Annotated in this window: 1 protein-coding gene and 1 pseudogene; both read left to right on the top strand. The window is 76.6% G+C overall.

Annotated features, from left to right (window positions below; genetic code table 11):
• Positions 1-5 precede the first annotated feature (5 nt).
• Positions 6-11,201: a type I polyketide synthase gene (locus tag ACFVVU_RS08870; protein WP_387788859.1), complete on the top strand. Its 11,196-nt coding sequence runs from the start codon at positions 6-8 to the stop codon at positions 11,199-11,201.
• Between the two features lie 65 nt (positions 11,202-11,266).
• Positions 11,267-21,559: pseudogene (locus tag ACFVVU_RS08865) on the top strand (type I polyketide synthase); the annotation flags it as partial.
• Between the last annotated feature and the right edge of the window lie 16 nt (positions 21,560-21,575).

The raw sequence follows: 21,575 nt of genomic DNA, 5'->3' as shown, positions 1-21,575 counted from the left end.
ACGGCCTGAGTACGGAGCAGATGATGACCACCTCGAACGACAAGATCGTTCAAGCACTGCGGGCCTCCCTCCAGGAGACCGAGCGGCTGCGTCGCCAGAACCGGAAGCTGGTGGAGGACGCCGCGGAGCCCATCGCGATCGTGGCGATGAGCTGCCGCTTCCCGGGCGGCGTCGCGTCGCCCGAGGACCTGTGGCGGCTGGTCGCCGAGGGCGGCGACGCGATCGGCGGCTTCCCCGACGACCGCGGCTGGGACCTGGAGGCGCTCTACGACCCCGACCCGGACCACGCGGGCACCTGCTACGTCCGCCAGGGCGGATTCCTGCACGACGTCGCCGAGTTCGACGCCGGCTTCTTCGGGATCTCGCCGCGCGAGGCGCTGATGATGGACCCGCAGCAACGGCTGCTGCTGGAGACCACCTGGGAGGTCTTCGAGCGGGCCGGCCTCGACCCGGGCACGCTGCGGGGCACCCGGACGGGTGTCTACGCCGGTACCAACGGGCAGGACTACGCGCGGCTGTCCAACTCGCCGGAGGACTTCGACGGTTACCTCGGCACCGGCAATGCCGCCGCCGTGGTGTCGGGCCGGATCGCCTACTCCTTCGGCCTGGAGGGGCCGGCGGTGACGGTGGACACGGCGTGCTCGTCCTCGCTGGTCGCCCTGCACCTGGCGGCGCAGGCGCTGCGGCGCGGCGAGTGCTCGCTCGCCCTCGTGAGCGGTGTGACCGTGATGTCGACGCCCGGCGCGTTCATGGAGTTCAGCCGGCAGCGCGGGCTGGCGGCCGATGGCCGCTGCAAGCCCTTCTCCGCCGCCGCCGACGGTACGGGCTGGGCCGAGGGCGTCGGCATGCTGCTGGTGGAGCGCCTGTCGGAGGCCCGCCGCAACGGGCATCCGGTGCTGGCGGTGGTGCGCGGCAGCGCGGTGAACCAGGACGGCGCGTCCAACGGCCTGACCGCGCCGAGCGGCCCCGCGCAGCAGCGGGTGATCCGGCAGGCGCTGACGGACGCGGGACTGTCCGCGGCCGAGGTGGACGCGGTGGAGGCGCACGGGACCGGTACCTCGCTGGGCGACCCGATCGAGGCGCAGGCGCTGCTCGCGACCTACGGCCAGGAGCGTGAACACCCCCTCTGGCTGGGGGCGCTGAAGTCGAACATCGGTCACACCCAGGCCGCGGCGGGTGTGGCGGGTGTGATCAAGACGGTGATGGCGATGCGGCACGGCGTGCTGCCGAAGACCCTGCACCTGGACGAGCCGTCGCCGCACGTCGACTGGTCGGCCGGGGCGGTGCGGCTGCTGACCGAGGCCGTCGACTGGCCGGAGCGGGACCGGCCCCGGCGGGCGGGCGTGTCGTCGTTCGGCGTCAGCGGGACCAATGCGCACGTGATCCTCGAAGCGGCGCCCGCGGAGGACCGGGCGGAGGAGCCGGCGGACGAGCGGCCGGAGCCTCCGGTGGTGCTGTGGCCGCTCTCCGCCCGCGGCGAGCAGGCGCTGCGCGGGCAGGCCCGGCGGCTGCTGGCCCACCTGGCGGAGCGTCCGGCGGTGGATCCCGCCGACCTCGGCAGCTCGCTGGCCCTCTCGCGTGCCGCCCTGCCGCACCGGGCGGTGGTGGTCGGCACCGGCCGGGACGGGCTGCTGCGTGGGCTGGAGGCGCTGGCTCGGGACGACGCCGACGCGGGCCTGGTCCGGGGAGTCGCGGGGCGGCGCAACAAGCTCGCGTTCGTCTTCTCGGGGCAGGGGAGTCAGCGGCTGGGGATGGGGCGTGAGCTGCACGCGTCGTTCCCGGTGTTCGCGGCGGCCTTCGACGAGGTCTGCGCGCACGTGGACGTCCACCTCGAACGGCCGTTGCGTGAGGTCGTGTTCGGCGAGGACACGGAACGTCTCAACCGGACCGAGTTCACCCAGCCGGCCTTGTTCGCGATCGAAGTCGCACTGTTCCGGCTGGTCGAGTCGTGGGGTGTGCGGGCGGACTTCCTCGCCGGTCACTCGGTCGGCGAGCTGGCCGCCGCGCACGTCGCGGGTGCGATCTCGCTGGCGGACGCCGCCGAACTGGTGGTGGCGCGTGGCCGGTTGATGCAGGAGTTGCCGTCGGGCGGCGCGATGGTGGCGGTCCGGGCCGCCGAGCACGAGGTGGTTCCGCTGCTGGCCGGCCGTGAGGACCTGGTGGGTATCGCCGCGGTCAACGGCCCGTCTTCGGTGGTCCTTTCGGGTGCCGAGGACGCCGTGGCGGAGGTCGCCGAGCTGCTCGCGGCCGACGGCCGCCGCACCAAGCGGCTCGCCGTCTCGCACGCCTTCCATTCGCCGCTGATGGAGCCGATGCTGACCCGCTTCCGCGAGGTCGCGCAGCGTGTCACCTTCGCCGAGTCGACCCGCCCGATCGTCTCCACCCTCACCGGAAACCTTCTCACCGCCTCGGAGCTGGCCGACCCCGACTACTGGGTGCGCCACGTCCGCCAGGCCGTCCGGTTCGCCGACGCCGTGCAGACCCTGGAAGGCCAGGGAACGACGGCGTTCCTGGAGATCGGCCCCGGCGGCCTGACCCCGATGGTCCAGGAGAGCCTGGCCGAGACCGTCGCCGTTCCGGCCCTGCGCGCCGACCGCCCCGAGGCCGAGGCCTTCGCCACCGCCCTGGCCCGGCTCCACACCCACGGCATCACCATCGACTGGGACGCCGTCCTCGCCGGTCGCGGCACCCGACGCGTCGACGACCTGCCCACCTACGCCTTCGAGCGCCGCCGCTACTGGCTGGAGTCCTCGGCCTTCTCAGCCGCCGCGGACGCCGCCGCGGACCCGGTGGAGGCCGGCTTCTGGGAGGCGGTGGAGCGGCAGGACCTCGCGGCGTTCGCCGACCGCATCCAGGTGACCGAGGACGCCCCGCTGACCTCCGTCCTGCCCGCGCTCTCCAGCTGGCGGCGCACGCACCGGGAGCAGTCCACCGTGGACGGCTGGCGCTACCGGATCACCTGGAAGCCCGCGAGCGACCTCAAGGAGGCCGCTCCGAGCGGGCGCCGGCTCGTCCTGCTGCCCGCCGGGCCGGACGGCGACGGCTGGGGAGCGGCCGTCGTCGGCGCGCTGCGCGAGCACGGCGAGGAGGTCGTCCCGGTCGTCGTGGACACCGCGGCCGGCCGCGAAACCGTCGCCGAGCAGCTGCGCGGCGTCCTCGCCGGTCTTCCCCCCGAGGCCGCCACCGTCACCGGGGTGCTCTCCCTGCTCGCGGTGGACGAGCGGCCGCACCCCGTCCACCCGGTGCTCCCGGCGGGCCTGGCCGCCACCCTCGCGGTGGTCCAGGCGCTCGGCGACACCGGTCTCGACGCCCCGCTCTGGTGTGCCACCCGGGGCGCCGTCTCCATCGGCTCCTCCGACCCGGTCCGCAGCGCCCACCAGGCGCAGGTCTGGGCGCTGGGCCGGACGGCGGCACTGGAGCACGGCCGGCGCTGGGGCGGTCTGGTGGACCTCCCGGAGGTGCTGGACGAGCGCGCCGCCCGCCGGCTGGCGGCCGTGTTGGCCGGCTCCGGCGCGGAGGACCAGCTCGCGGTGCGCGGCTCGGGCGTCTACGTCCGCCGGCTGACGCGCGCCCCGCAGGGCGCCGTCACGGCGGGCGCCGCCCGGCGCCCGCGCGGGACCGTCCTGATCACCGGCGGCACGGGCGCCCTCGGCGGCCATGTGGCGCGCCGGCTGGCCCGCGACGGCGCCGAGCACCTGGTACTGGTCGGCCGCCGAGGCCTCGCGGCCGAGGGCTCGGCGGAACTCCGCGACGAGCTCGTCGGGCTGGGCGCCGAGGTCACCGTCGCCGCGTGCGACGTGGCCGACCGGGAGGCGCTGGCGCGCCTGCTGGACGGGCTGCCCGCCGCGTACCCGCTGACCGCCGTGGTGCACGCCGCCGGTGTGGGCACGCCCGGCCTGCTGGCCGACACCACACCGGAGGAGTTCGCCCGGGTGGTGGCCGCGAAGGTCGCCGGCGCGCGGCACCTGGACGAGCTGCTGGGCGAGCGCGAGCTGGACGCGTTCGTGCTCTTCTCCTCGATCTCCGGCGTCTGGGGCGCCGGGGGCCAGGCCGCCTACGCGGTGGCCAACGCCGCCCTCGACACGCTGGCCGAGCGGCGCCGGGCCCGCGGACTGGCCGCGACGGCGGTGGCCTGGGGGCCCTGGGCCGGCGGCGGCATGGTCGAGGACGGCGACGCCGAGGAACGCCTCAGGCTGCGCGGACTGCCGGCACTCGCCCCGGAGTCGGCGATCTCCGCGCTGTGGGGCGCGCTGGACCGCGAGGAGACCGCCGTCACGGTCGCGGACGTCGACTGGGCGCGCTTCGCGCCGTCCTTCACCCTGATGCGGCCCAGCCCGCTGCTCGCCGACCTGCCGGAGGTCCGGTCCGCGCTGGCGGCCGCCGACCCGCAACCGGCCGCCGATGCGGCCGTGCCCGCCTTCGTGCGGCGGGTGACCGCGCTGGCGGAGGCCGAGCAGCGGCGCGCGGTGCTCGACCTGGTCCGGGCCGAGGCGGCCGCCGTGCTCGGTCACGGCGGCTCGGAGCAGGTCGCCGCCGACCGGGCCTTCCGGGAGCTGGGCTTCGACTCGCTGACCGCCGTCGAGCTGCGCAACCGGCTGGCCGCGGCGACCGGCGTGCGGCTGCCGGCGACCCTGGTCTTCGACCACCCGTCGCCCGCCGTGCTGGCCGCCCACCTGCGCGCGCAGCTGACCGGCGCCGTCGAGGCGGCCACGCCGACGGCCGCTGCCACGGGCGCGCCGCCCGACGACGAGCCGATCGCGATCGTCGCGATGAGCTGCCGCTACCCGGGAGAGGTGCGCTCGCCCGAGGAGCTGTGGCGACTGGTGGCCGAGGGCCGCGACGCGGTGGCCGGGTTCCCGGTGGACCGGGGCTGGGACCTGGAGGCGCTCTACGACCCCGACCCGGACCGGCCGGGCACCACCTACGCTGCGGACGGCGGATTCCTCTACGACGTCGCCGACTTCGACCCCGCGTTCTTCGGCATCTCGCCGCGCGAGGCACTCGCCATGGACCCGCAGCAGCGGCTGCTCCTCGAACTGACCTGGGAGGCCTTCGAACGGGCCGGGATCGCCCCGGACGCGATGCGCGGCACCCGGACCGGCGTCTTCATGGGATCCGGCTACCAGGACTACGCCTCACGCCTGTTGAGCGTGCCGCAGGACCTGGAGGGCTACATCGGCACCGGCAGTTCGGCGAGCGTGGTGTCGGGCCGGATCGCCTACTCCTTCGGCCTGGAGGGGCCGACCCTGACGGTCGACACCGCCTGCTCCTCCTCGCTGGTCGCCCTGCACCTCGCGGCGCAGGCGCTGCGGCGCGGCGAGTGCTTGCTCGCCCTCGCGGGCGGGGTGACGGTGATGTCCAGCCCGAACGCGTTCATCGAGTTCAGCCGGCAGCGCGGGCTGGCCGCCGACGGCCGCTGCAAGCCCTTCGCGGCGGCCGCGGACGGCACGGGCTGGGGCGAGGGCGCGGGCATGCTGCTGGTGGAGCGGCTGTCGGACGCCGAGCGCAACGGGCACCCGGTGCTGGCGGTGGTGCGCGGCAGCGCGGTGAACCAGGACGGCGCCTCCAACGGCCTGACCGCCCCCAACGGCCCCGCCCAGCAGCGGGTGATCCGCCAGGCCCTCGCGGACGCGGGACTGTCCGCGGCCGACGTGGACGCGGTGGAGGCGCACGGCACCGGGACGACGCTCGGTGACCCGATCGAGGCGCAGGCGCTGCTGGCCACGTACGGGCAGGAGCGCGAAAGCCCGCTGTGGCTGGGCTCGTTGAAGTCCAACATCGGTCACACCCAGGCGGCGGCCGGGGTCGGCGGCATCATCAAGATGGTCCAGGCCCTGCGGCACGAGGTGCTGCCGAGGACCCTGCACGTGGACGAGCCCACCCCGCACGTCGACTGGTCGGCGGGCGCCGTGGAGCTGCTGACCGAGCCCGTCGCGTGGCCGCGGGACGAGCGGCCGCGCCGCGCCGGGATCTCGTCCTTCGGCGTGAGCGGCACCAACGCACACGTGATCATCGAGCAGGCGCCCGCCCCGGCCGGGGCCGTCCCGACGGCCCCGGACCCGGCAGCTCAGGCCCCGGCAGCCGGCACCGCGATACCGTGGGTGCTCTCGGGAACCACGGCGCAGGCCCTGCGCGGGCAGGCCGAGCGGCTCCACGCCCACCTGGTCGAGCACCCGCGGCTCGGCGCGGCGGACATCGGCCTCACCCTGGCCACCGCACGGGCCGCCCTGGAGCACCGCGCGGTCGTGGTCGCCCCGGACACGGCCGGCGCTCTGGCGGGCCTGCGCGCGCTGGCGGACGGAGAGCCGGCCGGCCCGGTGGTGCGCGGCACCGCGCTGCCGGACGCCGGGCTCGCGTTCCTGTTCTCGGGCCAGGGGAGCCAGCGGCTCGGGATGGGGCGCGAACTGTCCGCGTCCTTCCCGGTGTTCGCGCAGGCCTTCGACGAGGTCTGCGCCCACCTGGACGTCCACCTCGAACGCCCCTTGCGTGACGTGGTGTTCGGCGCGGACCCGGCACTCCTCGACCGCACCGAGTTCACCCAGCCGGCCCTGTTCGCGATCGAGGTCGCGCTGTTCCGGCTGATCGAGTCCTGGGGCGTACGGCCCGGCTTCCTCGCCGGCCACTCGATCGGTGAGTACGCCGCCGCGCACGTGGCCGGGGTGATCCCGCTGGCCGACGCCGCCGAACTGATGGCGGCGCGCGGCCGGTTCATGCAGCGGCTGCCGTCGAACGGGGTGATGGTGGCGGTGCAGGCCGCGGAGGCCGAGGTGCTGCCGCTGCTGGCCGGACGCGAGGACCTGGTGGGCATCGCCGCCGTCAACGGCCCCTCCTCGGTGGTCCTTTCGGGCGCCGAGGAGGCGGTCGGCGCGATCGTCGAGCTGCTCGCCGCCGACGGCCGCCGCACCAAGCGGCTCGCCGTGTCGCACGCGTTCCACTCGCCCCTGATGGAGCCGGTGCTCGCGGACTTCCGCGCGGTCGTCGAGCGCGTCGCCTTCGCCGCGCCCACCGTGCCGATCGTCTCCACCCTCACCGGACAGCTCGTCACCGCCGAGGAGCTGGCCGACCCCGAGCACTGGGTGCGCCACGCCCGCCACGCGGTCCGGTTCGCCGACGCCGTCGCGGCGCTGGCGGCCCAGGGCGTGACGGCCTTCCTGGAGGTCGGGCCCGGCGGTCTCACCGTCCTGGCCCGCGAGTCGCTGGCCGACAGCGAGGCGGCCACCGTCGCCGTCCCGGCCCTGCGCGCCGGCCGCCCCGAGGTCGAGGCCTTCACCACCGCCCTCGCCCACCTCCACACCCACGGCATCGCCCTCGACTGGGACGCCGTCTTCGCCGGCCGTGGCGCCCGCCGCGTCGACCTGCCGACCTACGCCTTCCAGCGCCGGCGCTACTGGCTGGACGCCCCGCCCGCGGCCGGCGACCTCACCGGCGCGGGCCTGCGCCCGGCCGAGCACCCCCTGCTGGGAGCGGCGGTCGCGCTCGCCGGAGGTGAGGGCGCGCTGCTGACCGGCCGCCTGTCCCTGGCGTCCCAGCCCTGGCTCGCCGAGCACCTCGTGACGGGCGCGGTCCTGCTGCCCGGCACGGCGCTGGTGGACCTGGTGCTGCGGGCCGGTGACGAGGTGGGCGACGACCTGCTGGAGGAGCTGACGCTCCAGGCGCCACTGGTCCTGCCCGAGCGGGGCGCGGTGCAGCTGCAGATCACGGTCGGCGGCGCCGACGAGACCGGCCGCCGCACCGTCCAGGTGCACTCCCGGCCGGACGGCACCGGGACCGGTGACCCGTGGACCTCGCACGCCACCGGCACCCTGGTCACCGCCGAGCCGGCCGCCGACGAGGAACTGTCGGCCTGGCCGCCGGCCGCGGCGGAGGCCGTGCCGACCGAGGGCTACTACGAGCGCCTGGCGGAGCTGGGGTTCGGGTACGGCCCGGTGTTCCGGGGGCTGCGCAAGGTGTGGCGGCGCGGGGAGGAGGTGTTCGCCGAGGTCGCGCTGCCGGAGGGCACGGAGGCCGGCGGCTTCGGTGTCCACCCGGCGCTGCTGGACGCGGCCCTGCACGCGGTCGGCCTGGGCGGGCTGCTGCCCGACACCGGTCAGGGGCGGATCCCGTTCTCCTGGAGCGGGGTGCGGCTGGCGGCGACCGGCGCACACGCGCTGCGCGTGCGGCTGGCCCCGGTCGGGCAGGACGCCGTCTCGCTGCTGGTCGCCGACACCACCGGCCGCCCCGTCGCCTCGGTCGACTCCCTCGTCCTGCGCCCCGTCTCCACCAGCGGGCTCGCCCGGGCGCGCCGCACCGAGCAGCAGGACGGGCTGTACCGGATCGCCTGGCCCACGGTTCCCCTGCCGACCGCACCCGTCGAGGGCGTCGAGTGGGCCCTGCTCGGCGCGGACGACCCCGCCGCCCCGGCCGCGACCGCCCTGGCACCGGCCGGCGTGCACCTCACCGCCCACCCGGACCTCACCGCGCTCGCCACCGCCCTGGACGCCGGAGCCACGCCCCCGCCGGTGGTGCTCGCCGCGGTGGCCCCCGGCGGGGAGAGCGCCGCCGACGTCCACCGGACGACCCGTGAGGTCCTCGCCCTGGTCACGGCCTGGCTGGCCGAGGAACGCACCGCGCGCTCCCGCCTGGTCCTGCTCACCCGCGGCGCGGTCGCCGCCGAGCCCGGCGAGTCCGTGGCCGACCCGGCCCAGGCCGCCGCCTGGGGCCTGGTGCGCTCCGCCCAGTCGGAGAACCCCGACCGGATCCTGCTGGTCGACCTGGACGGCCACCCGGACTCCGTCGGCGCCCTGCCGGCCGCGCCGGCCGCCGGCGAGCCGCAGCTCGCGCTGCGCCGCGGGGCCGCCCACGCCCCCCGGCTGGCCCGCACCGAACCCGGCGCCGCCCTGCGCCCCGCCCCCGGCGCGGCCGGCTGGCGGCTGACGACCGACGGCACCGGCACCCTGGACGGCCTGGTGCTGACCGAGAACCCGGCCGCCACGGCCCCGCCGGCCCAGGGACAGGTCCGGATCGCCGTGCGCGCCGCCGGGGTGAACTTCCGCGACGCGCTCATCGCCCTCGGCATGTACCCGGGCGCGGCGACACTCGGCAGCGAGGCCGCCGGCGTCGTCGTCGAGACCGGTCCCGGAGTCACCGGAACGGCCGTCGGGGACCGCGTCTTCGGCATGGTCGCCGAGACCTTCGGCCCGTTCGCGGTCGCCGACCACCGGATGGTGGCCCGCATGCCGCGCGGCTGGACCTTCGCCCAGGCCGCGTCCGCGCCGATCGCCTTCCTCACCGCCCACTACGCTCTGGTCGACCTGGCCGGCCTGCGCCCGGGACAGTCGCTGCTGGTGCACTCCGCGGCCGGCGGCGTGGGCATGGCCGCCACCCAGCTGGCCCGCCACCTCGGCGCCGAGGTCTACGGCACGGCGAGCCCCGGCAAGTGGCCGGCGCTGCGGGCCGACGGCCTGGACGAGGCGCACCTCGCCTCCTCCCGGACGCTCGACTTCGAGCCGCACTTCCTGGCCGCGACCGGCGGCCGCGGCGTGGACGTCGTGCTGAACTCCCTGGCCGGCGAGTACGTCGACGCGTCCCTGCGGGTGCTCGCCGACGGCGGGCACTTCCTGGAGATGGGCAAGACCGACGTCCGTGACGCCGCGCAGGTCGCCGCGGCCCACCCGGGCGCCTCCTACCGCGCCTTCGACACCATCGAGGCGGGACCGGACCGGATCGGCGAGACGCTCCGCGCCCTGGTGGACCTGTTCGAGGCGGGCGTGCTGCGGCCGCTGCCGGTCACCGGCTGGGACGTCCGGCAGGCACCCGACGCGCTGCGCCACCTCAGCCAGGCCCGCCACACCGGCAAGCTGGTGCTCACCGTGCCCGCGCCGCTCGACCCGCAGGGCACGGTGCTGATCACCGGAGCCACCGGCGCGCTCGGCGGCCACGTCGCCCGGCACCTGGTCACCGAGCACGGTGTGCGGCGGCTGCTGCTGACCGGCCGGCGCGGCCTCGCGGCCGAGGGCGCCCGCGAACTGCGCGACGAACTCGCCGAGCTGGGCGCGGACGTGACCGTGGCCGCCTGCGACGCGGCCGACCGGGAGGCCGTCGCCGCGCTGCTCGCGACCGTCCCGGCCGACCACCCGCTGACCGCCGTGGTCCACGCGGCCGGGGTGCTGGACGACGGCACGGTGACCTCGCTGACCCCCGAGCGGCTGGCGGCGGTGCTGCGCCCCAAGGTGGACGCGGCCCTGGTGCTGGACGAGCTCACCCGCGACCTCGACCTGTCGGCCTTCGTCCTGTTCTCCTCGGTCGCCGCCACCCTCGGCAGCGCCGGGCAGGGCAACTACGCGGCGGCCAACGCCTTCCTCGACGCGCTGGCCCTGCGCCGACGGGCGGCCGGCCTGCCCGCGACCGCCCTGGCCTGGGGCCCCTGGGCCGAGGGCGGGATGGCGGCCGGGATGGACGAGCCGGGCCGGGGACGGATGGCACGCTCGGGGCTGGTCCCGTTCCGGGTGAAGGAGGGCCTGGAACTCTTCGACGCCGCCCGGTCGGGGGAGGGCGCCCTGGTGGTCCCGGTGCGCTTCGACACCGCGGCCGACCGCGGCGCCGGCACGGCCGCCGTTCCGGCGATCCTGCGCGGCCTGGTCCGCACGCCCGCCCGGCGCACGGCCGAGGCCCCGACGGGCGGCGCGGACACCCTGCGGCAGAAGCTGAGCGGCCTGCCGCAGGCCGAGCAGACCCGCACCCTGCTGGACGTCGTGCGCACGCACGTGGCGGCGGTGCTCGGCCTCGGCGGTCCGCAGGACGTCGAGCGGGGCCGCGAGTTCAAGGCCCTGGGCTTCGACTCGCTGACCGCCGTGGAACTGCGCAACCGGCTCGGAACCGCCACCGGGCTCCGGTTGCCCGCGACGCTGGTGTTCGACTTCCCGAACCCCCTCGCACTGGCGGACCGGATCCGGACCGACCTCGCACCCGAGCCGCCGGCACCGGCGGTGGCGGTCTTCGGCGAGATCGACCGGCTGGAGGCGGTCCTCGCCACCCTCGGATCGGACGACGAACCTCTGCGGGCCGGCGTCCGGACCCGCCTGCAGGCCGTGCTCGCCGGACTCGCCGACGCCCCGGCGGCCGAGGCGGCCGGAACGGACGCCGACGGGTCGGACGAGCGGCTCCGGAGCGCGACCATCGACGACATCTTCGAGCTGATCGACCAGGAGCTCGACCCCTCCTGACCCTGCGGCTCCACCGGATCGCAGAACGACGGCACTTCCTGACTCACATGGCGGGTGAACGAGACATGCAGAATGAGCAGAAGCTGCTCGACTACCTCAAGCGCGTGACGGCCGATCTCAAGCAGACCCGGCGCCGGTTGCAGGAGGCCGAGGCCAAGGACCAGGACCCGATCGCCATCGTGGCGATGGGCTGCCGCTACCCCGGGCAGGTCAACAGCCCGGAAGAGCTCTGGCAGTTGGTCGAGCGCGGCGGCGACGCGGTCTCCGGCTTCCCCGACAACCGCGGCTGGGACCTCGACGGGCTCTACGACCCGGACCCGGCCACCCCGGGGAAGTGCTATACCCGGGAGGGCGGATTCCTGCACGGGGCCGGGGAGTTCGACCCCGGCTTCTTCGGGATCTCACCGCGTGAGGCGCTGGCCACCGACCCGCAGCAGCGGCTGCTCCTGGAGGTCGCCTGGGAGGCCTTCGAGCGCGCGGGAATCGACCCCGTCTCGGTCAGGGGCTCCAACACCGGCGTCTTCGTCGGCCTCGCCTACCAGGGGTACGCGGGCGACGCCGAGAACGCCCAGGAGCTGGAGGGCTTCCTGCTGACCGGCACGGCGCCGAGCGTCGCCTCCGGCCGGCTCTCCTACACCTTCGGGCTCGAAGGCCCGGCGCTGACCGTGGACACCGCCTGCTCCTCCTCGCTGGTCGCCCTGCACCTGGCGATCCAGGCGCTGCGCCGGCGGGAGTGCACGCTCGCGCTGGCCGGCGGCGCGGCGGTCATGGCGAGCACCGGGATGTTCACCGAGTTCAGCCGTCAGCAGGGCCTCGCCGTGGACGGCCGCTGCAAGTCCTTCGCCGCCGAGGCGGACGGCACGGGCTGGGGCGAGGGCGTCGGCATGCTGCTGGTCGAGCGGCTCTCCGACGCGCGGCGCAACGGGCACCCGGTGCTTGCCGTGGTGCGCGGCAGCGCGGTGAACCAGGACGGCGCCTCCAACGGCCTGACCGCGCCCAACGGCCCCGCCCAGCAGCGGGTGATCCGGCAGGCACTGGCGAGCGCCGGGCTGTCGGCGGCGGACGTCGACGTGGTGGAGGCGCACGGCACGGGCACCACGCTGGGCGACCCGATCGAGGCGCAGGCGCTGCTGGCGACCTACGGCCAGGACCGGCCCGGGGAACGTCCGCTGTGGCTTGGCTCGTTGAAGTCCAACATCGGTCACACCCAGGCGGCGGCCGGGGTCGGCGGCATCATCAAGATGGTCCAGGCGCTCCGGCACGAGGTGCTGCCCAGGACCCTGCACGCGGAGCGGCCGTCCCCGCACATCGACTGGTCGACCGGGGCGGTGCGACTGCTGACCGAGCCGGTGGCCTGGCCGGCGGGCGAGCGTCCGCGGCGCGCCGCCGTCTCCTCCTTCGGTGTCAGCGGCACCAACGCGCACACCATCATCGAGCAGGCCCCGGCCGTCCCCGTGGCGGACGACGACCCGTTGGCCGGCTCCGCGCCGGTGCCCGCCCCGCCGGTGGCGAGGCCGCTGCCCTGGGTGGTCTCCGCGCGCAGCCGGGCCGCCCTGCGCGGGCAGGCGGAGCGGCTGCTCTCGCACGTGATCGGCCTGCCCGACGTCCGGCCGGTCGACGTCGCCCACACCTTGGCGACCTCGCGGGCCGCGCTGGAGCACCGTGCCGTGGTGGTCGGCTCGGACCTCGTCGAACTCCTCGACGGCGTCCGGGCGGTGGCCGCGGGGACCGCGGCGCCGCACGTCGTCCAGGGGGTGACCGGCCGGGACGGCGGGCCGGCGTTCCTGTTCTCGGGGCAGGGGAGTCAGCGGCCGGGGATGGGGCGTGAGCTGCACGCGTCGTTCCCGGTGTTCGCGGCGGCCTTCGACGAGGTCTGCGCCGCCGTGGACGCTCACCTCGAACGGCCGTTGCGTGCGGTGGTGTTCGGCGAGGACGCGGAACTTCTGGACCGGACGGAGTTCACCCAGCCGGCGCTGTTCGCGATCGAGGTCGCCCTGTTCCGGCTCGTCGAATCGTGGGGTGTGCGGGCGGACTTCCTGGCCGGTCATTCGATCGGCGAGTTCGCCGCCGTCCACGTGGCCGGTGTCCTCTCGTTGGCGGACGCTGCCGAACTGGTGGTGGCGCGTGGCCGGTTGATGCAGGAACTGCCGCCCGGCGGCGCGATGGTGGCGGTCCGGGCCGCCGAGCACGAGGTGGTGCCGCTGCTGGCCGGCCGTGAGGACCTGGTGGGTATCGCCGCGGTCAACGGCCCTTCTTCGGTGGTCCTTTCGGGTGCCGAGGAGGCCGTGACGGAGGTCGCCGAGCTGCTCGCGGCCGACGGCCGTCGCACGCATCGGCTCGCTGTCTCGCACGCCTTCCATTCGCCGCTGATGGAGCCGATGCTGGCCCGCTTCCGCGAGGTCGCGCAGCGTGTCACCTTCTCCGAGCCGACCCGCCCGATCGTCTCCACCCTCACCGGAAACCTTGTCACCGTCGAGGAGTTGGCCGACCCCGACTACTGGGTGCGGCACGTCCGCCAGGCCGTCCGGTTCGCCGACGCCGTGCAGACCCTGGAAGGCCAGGGAACGACGGCGTTCCTGGAGGTCGGCCCCGGCGGCCTGACCCCGATGGTCCAGGAGGCCCTGGCCGACACGGACGCCGTCGCCGTCCCGGCCCTGCGTGCCGACCGCGCCGAGGCCGAGGCCTTCACCACCGCCCTCGCCCGGCTCCACACCCACGGCATCACCCTCGACTGGGAGGCCGTTCTCGCCGGCACCGACGCCCGCCGGATCGACCTGCCGACCTACGCCTTCCAGCGCGAGTCGTACTGGCTGGAGTCGGCCGCCCGCGAGCAGCGCGAGCAGTCGGCGGCGGACCACTGGGAGTACGAGGTCACCTGGACCCCGCTGCCGGACGCGACGGACGCCACGGATGCCGCGCCCCTCACGGCCCAGGGACGCTGGCTGCTCCTGACGCCCACCGACACGGGCGCGCGGGCCACCGGCGACGCGCTGCAGGCGGCCCTGGCGGCACGAGGCGCGCAGGTCGCACGACTGGAGGTCGACGAGTCCGCGGACCGCGGGACCCTCGCCGCCCGCCTGCGCGAGGCCGCCGACGGCGGGACGCCGCCGCGCACCGTCGTCTCGCTGCTGGCCCTGGGCGACGACCGGGGGAGCGCGGCGGCGGACGCCGCACTGCCCGCCGGCGTGGCGCCGACCCTCACCCTGGTGCAGGCCCTGGGCGACGCGGACGTCGAGGCGCCGCTCTGGTGCGTGACCCGGGGCGCGGTCTCCGTCGGCGGGTCCGACGAGCCGACCGATCCGGCCCGGGCACAGATCTGGGGCCTCGGCCGGGTCGCCGCCCTGGAGCACCCCGACCGCTGGGGCGGCCTGGTCGACCTGCCGTCGGACGCCGACGCGCGGGCGCTGACCCGGCTGGTCGCCGTCCTCACGGCGGACGGCGACGAGGACCAGGTGGCCGTCCGCGCCGACGCCGTCCTGGCCCGGCGGCTGACCCGCCTCACGCCCACCGCACAGCCCGCCGACGGCCCGTCCGCCGCACGGCCCGCCGACGGGTGGACGCCGCGCGGCACCGTCCTGGTCACCGGCGGCACCGGCGCGCTCGGCGGCCACGTCGCCCGCTGGCTGGCCGGCCGCGGCGCCGAGCACCTGGTGCTGACCAGCCGGCGCGGCCCCGCCGCCCCGGGCGCCGACGAGCTGCGCGCCGAGCTGGAGGCCGCCGGCGCCCGCGTGACGATCGCCGCCTGCGACGTGACGGACCGGGAGGCGCTGGCGCGGCTGCTGGCCGGACTCCCGGCGGAGCACCCGCTGACCGCCGTGGTCCACACGGCCGGCGTCGACACCGCGGCGATGCTCGCCGACACCGACCCGGCGGCCTTCGCCGCCGTGGTCGCGGCGAAGGCCGCCGGCGCGGCCCATCTGGACGAGCTGCTGGGCGGGCGCGAGCTGGACGCGTTCGTGCTCTTCTCCTCGATCGCCGGGGTCTGGGGCGGCGGCGGCCAGGGCGCGTACAGCGCCGCGAACGCCCACCTGGACGCGCTGGCCCAGGCGCGCCGGGCCCGCGGTCTGGCGGCCACCGCCGTCGCCTGGGGCCCGTGGGCCGAGTCGGGCATGGCCGGTTCCGCCGAGGTCGCCGACGGCCTGCGCCGGCGGGGCCTGCGGCCGATGGCGCCGGACGCCGCGATCGCCGCGCTGGCCGGGCTGCTGGAGCGCGGCGAGACCGCCGTGACCGTGGCCGACGTCGCGTGGGAGCGGTTCGCGCCGGCGTTCACCGTGGCCCGCCCCGGCCCGCTGCTGGCGGACCTGCCGGAGGCCCGGGCGGCCCTGAGGACGGCCGCCGAAGCACGCCCCGACGACCTCTCCGAGGAGGCCGCCGGGCTGCGCCGCACCCTCGCCACCGCCGAGCCCGCCGAGCGGGACCGCACCCTGGTGGAGCTGGTCCGCGCCGAGGCGGCCGCCGTGCTCGGGCTGCGCGGTCCCCACCTGGTCGAACCCGGCCGGCCGTTCCGGGAGCTTGGCTTCGACTCGCTGACCGCCGTGGAGCTGCGCGACCGGCTGACCCGGGTCACCGGGGTGCGGCTGTCCACCACCGTGGTGTTCGACCACCCCACGGCCGTCGCGCTGGCGGGCCTGCTGCTGGTCGAACTGCTGGGCTCGGCCCCCGAGTCCGACGCCGGCGACGGGCACAGCGACGGGACCGTGCGCGCCGACGACGAGCCGATCGCGATCGTGGCGATGAGCTGCCGCTACCCCGGGGGCGTGCGCAGCCCCGAGGACCTGTGGCAGCTGGTGGCGGCGGAGACCGACGCGATGTCGGCGTTCCCCGCCAACCGCGGCTGGGACCTGGACGCGCTCTACCACCCGGACCCCGACCACCCGGGCACCACCTACGCGCGCTCCGGCGGCTTCCTCCACGACATGCCCGACTTCGACGCCGCCTTCTTCGGCATCTCGCCGCGCGAGGCGGTGGCGATGGACCCGCAGCAGCGCCTGCTGCTGGAGACCTCCTGGGAACTGTTCGAGCGGGCGGGGATCGACCCGACGACGGTACGCGGCAGTTCCACCGGCGTGTTCGTCGGCACCGGCTACCAGGACTACCTCCAGCGCGGCCTGGAGGTCTCGGAGGACGTGGTGGGCTACCTGGGCACCGGCAACGCGGCCAGCGTGGTGTCGGGGCGGATCTCCTACACCTTCGGCCTGGAGGGCCCGGCCGTCACGGTGGACACCGCCTGCTCCTCCTCGCTGGTGGCCCTGCACATGGCCGTCCAGTCGCTGCGCCAGGGCGAGTGCACGATGGCGCTGGCCGGCGGCGTCACGGTGATGTCCAACTCCGGCGCGTTCGTGGAGTTCGGCCGCCAGCGCGCGCTCGCCGCCGACGGCCGCTGCAAGGCCTTCGCGGCGGCGGCGGACGGCACCGGCTGGGGTGAGGGCGTCGGCCTGCTGCTCGTGGAGCGGCTCTCGGACGCCGAGCGCAACGGTCACCGCGTGCTGGCGGTGGTGCGCGGCAGCGCGATCAACCAGGACGGCGCGTCCAACGGCCTGACCGCCCCGAACGGTCCCGCCCAGCAGCGGGTGATCCGCCGGGCGCTGGCCGGCGCCGGCCTGAGCGCGGACCAGGTCGACGTGGTGGAGGCGCACGGCACGGGCACCACGCTGGGCGACCCGATCGAGGCGCAGGCGCTGCTGGCGACCTACGGCCAGGACCGGTCCGGGGAACGTCCGCTGTGGCTGGGCTCGTTGAAGTCCAACATCGGACACACCCAGGCGGCGGCCGGGGTCGGCGGCATCATCAAGATGGTCCAGGCCCTGCGGCACGGGCTGCTGCCGAAGACCCTGCACGTCGACGAGCCCACCCCGCACGTCGACTGGTCGGCCGGGGCGGTGCGGCTGCTGACCGAGGCCGTCGACTGGCCGGAGCGGGACCGGCCCCGCCGGGCCGGCGTCTCCTCCTTCGGGATGAGCGGCACCAACGCCCATGTGATCATCGAGGAGCCTCCCGCCGCGCGCCCGGCCCCGCCGGCCGACACCCCCGCACCCGTACCGGCGGCCGAGGCCGTCGCGCGCCAGGTGCCGCTGGAGCCGGTGGCGGTGGCCCTGCCGCTGGCCGCCCGGACGGTCGGTGCGCTGGAGGAGCAGGCGGCCTCGCTCGCCTCGCTGCTGCGCGCCCGGCCCGAGCTGCGCGTCCAGGACCTCGGCCACTCGCTGGCCACCACGCGCTCGGCCTTCGAGCAGCGGGCGGTCGTGGTGGGCGCCGACCGGGCGGAGCTGACCGCCGGGCTGGAGGCGCTGGCGAGCGGCGGCTCCGATCGCCTGGTCGCGCGCGGCACCGCCGGCGGCGAGCCGAAGGCGGTGTTCGTCTTCCCCGGCCAGGGCTCCCAGTGGTCCGGCATGGCCGTCGAGCTGCTCGGCGGCTCCCCGGTGTTCCGGGACAGCGTCGCCGCCTGCTCCCGGGCGCTGGCCCCGTTCGTCGACTGGCGGGTGGAGGACGTGCTGCGCGAGGCACCCGGCGCGCCCGGGTTCGACCGGATCGACGTGGTCCAGCCGGTGCTCTGGGCCGTCATGGTGTCGCTCGCCGAGCTGTGGCGCTCGTGCGGGGTGCGGCCCGCCGCCGTGGTGGGGCACTCGCAGGGCGAGATCGCGGCCGCCTGCTGCGCGGGCGCGCTGTCGCTGGAGGACGGCGCGCGGATCGTGGCGCTGCGCAGCCGGCTGCTCGCCAGGCTGCCGGGCGGCATGGTCTCGGTGCCGCTGCCGGAGGCGGAGACCGCCGGGCGCCTGGAGCGGTGGCAGGGGCGGCTGAGCATCGCCGCGGTCAACGGCCCGCGCAGCGTGGTGGTCGCCGGCGACCTCGACGCCGTGGACGAGCTGCTGGCCGCCTGCGAGGCCGAGGGGGTGGCGGCCAAGCGCGTCCGGGTCGACTGCCCCTCGCACTGCCCCCAGGTCGAGGTCCTGCGCGAGGAACTCGCCGGCATGCTCGCCGGGATCACCCCGAAGGCGCCGGTCGTGCCCTTCCACTCCACCGTCACCGGCGAGCTGATCGAGGGCGCGGTACTGGACGCCGAGTACTGGTACCGCAACCTGCGCCGCACCGTGCGGTTCGAGCAGGCCACCCGGCGGCTGCTGGACGACGGTCACCAGGTCTTCGTCGAGGTCAGCCCGCACCCGGTGCTGGCCTTCGGCCTCCAGGAGACCATCGACGCCGTCACCCAGGAGGAGGACCGGGCGCGGACCGCCGGCGCGCGGCGCGGCCTGCCACCGGTCGTGGTGCCCACCCTGCGGCGCCGCGACGGCGGCCCCCGGCGCTTCCTGACCTCGCTGGGCGAGGCGCAGGCCAACGGCGTGCGGCCCGACTGGTCCGCGGTCTTCGCCGGCTGGGACGCCCGGCAGGTGGACCTGCCGACCTACCCCTTCCAGCGTCGGCGCTACTGGCTGGAGGCGGCGGCCGGCCGGCCCGCCGAGCCGGCGGCGGGCCCGGCGGTGGACGCCGAGTTCTGGGCGACCGTCGAGCGCGAGGACCTGGCGGCGCTGGCCGGGGACCTCGGGCTGGCGGAGGACGCCACGCTGCGCTCGGCCCTGCCCGCGCTCTCCTCCTGGCACCGGCGCCGCCGCGAGGAGTCCGCGGCGGACGGCTGGCGGTACCGGATCGACTGGCAGGTGCTCCCGGAGCCGGCGCCGCCCGCGTCGGCCGGGACCTGGCTGGTGCTGCTGCCGCAGGAGCCGGCGGCCGATCCCGCCGTCGAGCTGGTGTTGAACGCCCTGGCCGGGCACGGCGCCGAGGTCGTCCGGTTGACGGTGGCCGACGGCGAGGACCGGGCGGCGCTGGCCGGGCGGCTGCACGAAGCCGCCGACGGCCTCGGCGAGCGCGGCCCCGGCGGCGTGCTGTCGCTGCTCGCGCTCGACCAGCGGCCCCACCCCGACCACCCGGGCCTGTCCCGGGGCCTGGGCGGCACCCTGACGGTGGTGCAGGCGCTCGGCGACGCCGGCGTCCCGGCCCCGCTGTGGTGCGCCACCCGCGCGGCGGTCTCCACCGGCGCCCACGACACCACCGCGCTCGACACCACCGCCCACGACACCACCGCGCTCGACACCGGCGCCCTCGCTCCGTCGCGCGGCACCGCCCAGGCGCAGGTCTGGGCCCTGGGGCGGGTCGCCGCCCTGGAGCTGCCCGCCCGCTGGGGCGGCCTGGTCGACCTGCCCGCCGGCGCCGCGGCCACGGACGGCCGGATCGCCCGCCGCCTGGCCGCCGTGCTCGCCGGAACCACGGCCGAGGACCAGGTCGCGGTGCGGGCCGAGGGGACGTACGCCCGGCGGATGGTGCGGGCCCCGCGCCCGGCCGGCGCCCCCGTCAGGCCCTGGCGGGTGCGCGGCACCGTGCTGGTGACCGGCGGCACCGGCTTCATCGGCGGCCAGGTGGCCCGCGGGCTCGCGGCCGACGGCGCCGAGCACCTGGTGCTGGCCAGTCGCGGCGGGGCCGACGCGGCGGGCGCCGAGCGGCTGCGCGCCGAACTGGAGGCGCTCGGCGCCAAGGTGACGATCACCGCGTGCGACCTGGCCGACCGGGCGGCGGTGGCCGAGCTGGTGGCCTCGCTGGACGACCTGGCGCCGCTCAGCGCCGTGGTGCACGCCGCCGGAGTGGGCGGCGCGCCCGCACTGCTCGCGGACACCACCGAGGCGGACCTGGCCGCCGTGCTGGGCGCGAAGGCGCTGGGCGCCGCTCACCTGGACGAGCTGCTGGGCGAGCGCCCGCTGGACGCGTTCGTGCTGTTCTCCTCCGGCGCCGCCGCCTGGGGCAGCGGCGCCCAGGCCGGCTACGCGGCCGCCAACGCCTTCGTGGACGCGCTGGCCGAGGACCGCCGCGCCCGCGGGCTGGCCGCCACCTCCATCGCCTGGGGCGCCTGGGGCGGCGGCGGCATGGTCGACGCGGCCGCCGGGGAGCGCCTGCGGCTGCGCGGTCTGGAGCCGATGAGCCCCGAGCCGGCGGTGCTGGCGCTGCGCCGCGCGGTGGAGAACGAGGACACCACGCTGGTGGTGGCCGCCGTGGACTGGGAGCGCTTCGTCCCGGGCTTCACCGCGGCCCGGCCCAGCCCGCTGATCGGCGAACTGCCCGAGGTGGCCCGGATGCTCGCCGCCCGGGAGGGCGGGGACACCGCCGAGGACGGTGCCGAGCCGCCGCTGCTGCGCCGGCTGGCCGGGCTGGACGCCACCGAACACGCCTCGGAGATCGTGGAGTTCGTCCGTGGCGAGGCCGCCGCCGTGCTCGGCCACCCCTCGAAGGAGGCGGTCCAGGCCCAGCACGTCTTCCTGGAGCTGGGCTTCGACTCGCTCACCGCGGTCGAGTTCGGCAAGCGGCTCAGCCGGGCCAGCGGCCTGCGGCTGCCGAGCACGCTGGCCTTCGACCACCGCACCCCGGCCGAGGTCGGACGGCGGCTGCTGTCGCTCCTGGCGGAGCGCGGCGGGCCGGAGTCGCCGCAGCCCCGGACCCAGGAGCCCGTGGACCCCCGGGCGCCCCGGGAGTCGGAGTCGCCGGAGTCGCAGGACCTGCTCGTCTCGCTCTACCGCCGGGCCGGCGAACTCGGCCGGATGGCCGAGGGGATCGAGTTGGTCACCGCCGCCGCCCGGCTGCGCCCGGTCTTCACCGCCGCGTCGGCCGCCGACCACCTGCCCACGCCGGTGCGCTTCGCGCAGGGCCAGGACGGACCGCAACTCGTCTGCCTGGGGCCGTACATGGCGCCGTCGGGGGTCCACCAGTACGCCCGCTTCGCCGCCGCGTTCGGCGGCCGGCGCGGCATCTGGGCGCTGCCCGAGCCGGGCTTCGTCCCGGGCGAGGCGCTGCCCGAGGACGTCGCCGCGCTGGTCGAGGTGCACACCACGGCCATCGAACGTTCCGTGAGCCGCGGGCCGGTGGTGCTGCTCGGCTACTCCTCCGGCGGCTGGGTCGCGCACGCGGTCGCCTGCCACCTGGAGCGGCTCGGCCGTCCGGTGGCCGGAATCGTCATGCTGGACAGCTTCACCCGGCGCGAGCGGATGGGCGAGCGCTTCCAGTCGGCGGTGGTGGAGGGGCAGTCGGAGCGCTTCGGCTTCGTCTCCGCGCCGAGCACCCAGCTCACCGCGATGGGCGGCTACCTGCGGATCTTCGAGGACTGGGACGCCCCGCGGGCCGCGGCCCCGACGCTGGTGGTCCGGGCCGCGGAGTGGATGGCCCGGGACGACGCGGACACCGACGACCGCCCCGCCGCCCCCGAGCACGCCCAGACCGTGACCGAAGTCTCCGGCAACCACTACACCCTGATGGAGCGTCATGCCGACGAGGCCGCCGCGGCGGTCGACGCGTGGCTGGACGGGATCGGCCCGGTGGGCGAGTGACCACCACCGGCCGCGC

The organism is Kitasatospora sp. NPDC057965, assembly GCF_042887135.1.
In the GTDB taxonomy this organism is placed as follows: Bacteria; Actinomycetota; Actinomycetes; order Streptomycetales; family Streptomycetaceae; genus Kitasatospora.
The sequence above is the reverse complement of the archived record's forward strand: the minus strand, read 5'-3'. Positions and strand labels throughout refer to the sequence as shown.